The organism is Corynebacterium sp. HMSC08A12, from assembly GCF_001807485.1.
Taxonomy (GTDB): domain Bacteria; phylum Actinomycetota; class Actinomycetes; order Mycobacteriales; family Mycobacteriaceae; genus Corynebacterium; species Corynebacterium evansiae.
The window spans coordinates 1-2,781 of record NZ_KV789162.1 but is presented as its reverse complement, the minus strand read 5'-3'; the positions used below and the strand labels follow the sequence as shown (position 1 = coordinate 2,781).

Below are 2,781 nucleotides of genomic sequence, written 5' to 3'. Positions count from 1 at the left end.
CCATACCGGGACCAGCGACTATCCCCATTATCAGGGACACTCACAAGGTAACGGGAATGCGACCGGGGAAGCCCAACGCATGTGGGCCTCGAGCATTCGCGTTTTAGCGCTTCAGCCCCGCGATCATGGTCTTCAAGTTGCTGCGCAGGAAATCCTCGTAGGTTCCCGCGACCGTGCCCGGCTTGCCGAGCTCATCGGAGTGCAGTGGCTCGTCGAAGATCGGAATCCCGGCCTCCTTCGAGACGGTCTTCATGGGGCGCGTATCCACGTTCGACTCCACGAACAGGTGCTTCGGGCGCTTGTCCTTCAGCTGGCGCACGAGGTGTCCGATCTGCGCGGGGGAGCCGTTTTCATCCGTGTCGATCTGCCAGATATACAGCTGCTCCATGCCGTAGGTGTCGACCATGTATTGGAAGGCATGTTCACTGGCCACGAGCACACGATCCTCCTTCGGCAGCGCACCGATCTGCTCGCGGTAGTCGGCGTCGATGCTCTCCAGCATGGCCTTGTACTCCGCCCCCTTCTCCTCGATGTGCTCGGCACGCTCGGGCAGGGCCTCGGCCAGCGCCGCGGTCACGTTCTCGGCCATCGCGATGCCGACGGTCGGGTCCAGGAAGGCGTGCGGGTTGATCTCCTGATTGCCCTTTTCGTCCTTGAGGTACTTCGGTTCCACGCCCTTGGTGGCCTCGACCATCTGGGAATCGTCCAGGCCCGCGGTGTTTTTCAGTTTCGCGAGCCAGCCGTGCTCACCGCCCTCGAGGTTCAGCCCGTTGTAGAACAGCAGGTCGGCGTCGCTCGTCGCATCCAGGTCCGCGGGCAGGGGGTCGTAGTCGTGCGGGTCCGTGCCGGTCGGCACGAGGTTATGGACGTCCACCGCCTCGCCGCCGATCTCCTCCACCAGGTCCGCCAGCAGCGTGAAGGTGGTGACGACGTTCAGCTGCTCACCGTCTGCCTTCTCCTCCGTCGAGAAGGTCACGGCCCCGAACACGAGGGCACCGCCCACCAGGAGGGCCAACAGCGCGGCCAGTGGCTTATTGCCCAGCGAGCGAGCAATCAGTCCCTTGCCTGGCGCGAAGAGGAAAGCCAGCAGGAACAGCGCGCTGGCGGTCAGCACGATCGTCACGCCGGAGGACACGTTGTAGCTATAGCTCAGGAACAGCCCCACTACGGAGCTGAGCGCCGAGATCGCCACTGAAAGCCCGATCATCACTCCCAGCCGGTTCGTCAGCAGGTACGCCGCCGACGCCGGAGTGATCAGCAGGGAGACCACCAGGATCACGCCCACCGTCTGCAGGGAAATGACCGTCACCAGCGTGAGCACCACCATCAGCCCGTAGTGGATTGCCCGCACGGGCACGCCAGCCGACTGCGCCATGACGGGGTCGAAGGTGCTGAGCTTGAGCTCCTTGTAAAAGACCAGCGTGAGAATCAGCACGGCAGCGGCAATACCGATCGAGAGGTTGCGGTCGGCGTCCTGAACGGTCAGGACGTTGCCGAAGAGGATCTCCGTCAGATCCGTCGCCGTCTGCGCTTTCGCCATGAGCAGCACGCCGATCGCGAAGAAGGTGGAAAAGACGATGCCGATCGCCGAATCGTTCTTCACAGTGGAGCGTTCGCTGATCAGCCCGATCGCCAGTGTGGCGAGTAGACCCGCGACCACCGCCCCGAGGAAGATGTTCGTGCCGAGCAGGTAGGAGGCCGCGACCCCCGGTAGTACGGCGTGCGAGATGGCGTCGCCGATCAGGGCCATGCCGCGCAGCACGATGAAGCTGCCGACGATGCCGCAGGCCACGCCCACGATCACCGAGGTGATCAGCGCTTTTTGCAGGTAGCCGTGGCTGAGTAGTGAGTCGAGGAACTCCGCGATCATGCTGTCTCCTCCTGGAGGGCTGCCTGCCGTGGCGTGGGGTGGGCTGGTGCTGACGGCTCGCGGATGACGAGCGCGCCGAAGGCCTTCTGCAGCACGTCGGGGACGAAGACCTCCTCGGTGGGACCCGCCGCGACGAGCTCGCCGTTGAGGACGATGAGGTCGTTGTAGTAGCCGCGCACCGTGTTCATGTCGTGGTGCACGACGACGACGTGCTTGCCCGCGTCCGCCATCTGCCGCAGCAGGGTCACGATCGTCTTCTCGCTGGGGACGTCGATGCCGACGAAGGGCTCGTCCAGGAAGATGTACTCCGCGTCCTGGACGATGGCGCGGGCAAAGAGGACGCGCTGGAACTGTCCGCCCGAGAGTTCGCTGATGTGGCGGTGGCGAAAGTCCCACATGTCGACGTCCTTGAGAGCCTGGGTGGCTGCTTCGCGTTCGGCCTTGCCGGGGCGGTGGAAAAGACCCAGGCGCGGGTAAGTGCCCATCAGGACGGTGTCGAAGACGCTGGTGGGGAAGTTGCGGTCGAGGTCAGAGCGCTGCTCGATATAAGCGATTGCGCGGCGCTGCTCGGCGGGGGCCTTGCCGTCGAGGGTGACGGGGTAGCCGGCAGGGGCGCCGGTGGGGCCTGTGCCGTGGACGTTGTGTTTGTCCAGGATCTGGAGCATCGCCTTCATGAGGGTGGATTTGCCTGAGCCGTTGGGGCCGATGATGCCGTGCATGCCGGGGGAGTCGAGGGTGAAGCTGATGTTCCGAATCGCGGTGTTCGCGCCGTAGCTCACGCTCAAGTTCTGGACGCTAATACTCATGGCAGCCAAGAATAGTGCTCAGTTCAATGAATCACCAAGTTCAATGTATTGAACTTTGGGGTGGGGTGGTGTTGGGGGGTGTCCCTATGTTTTTGTCAAGTGCCA

2 protein-coding genes are annotated in these 2,781 nt (G+C 63.5%); both read right to left on the bottom strand.

The genetic code is table 11. The annotated features are described in order from the left end of the window. Positions 1–103: 103 nt before the first annotated feature. A complete protein-coding gene (locus HMPREF3166_RS00020) occupies positions 104–1,870 on the bottom strand; it encodes a metal ABC transporter solute-binding protein, Zn/Mn family (protein WP_246816875.1) in 1,767 nt (588 codons plus the stop codon). Further along, complete coding sequence (locus tag HMPREF3166_RS00015) at positions 1,867–2,676, bottom strand: metal ABC transporter ATP-binding protein (RefSeq protein WP_035006260.1); 810 nt, start codon at positions 2,674–2,676, stop codon at positions 1,867–1,869. Before HMPREF3166_RS00015 ends, HMPREF3166_RS00020 begins: the two co-directional genes overlap by 4 nt. Positions 2,677–2,781 lie beyond the last annotated feature (105 nt).

Bases quoted from the DNA above. Each gene is read 5' to 3' on its own strand.
- HMPREF3166_RS00020 (WP_246816875.1), bottom strand. From the start codon at position 1,870: ATGATCGCGGAGTTCCTCGACTCACTACTCAGCCACGGCTACCTGCAA.
- HMPREF3166_RS00015 (WP_035006260.1), bottom strand. From the start codon at position 2,676: ATGAGTATTAGCGTCCAGAACTTGAGCGTGAGCTACGGCGCGAACACC.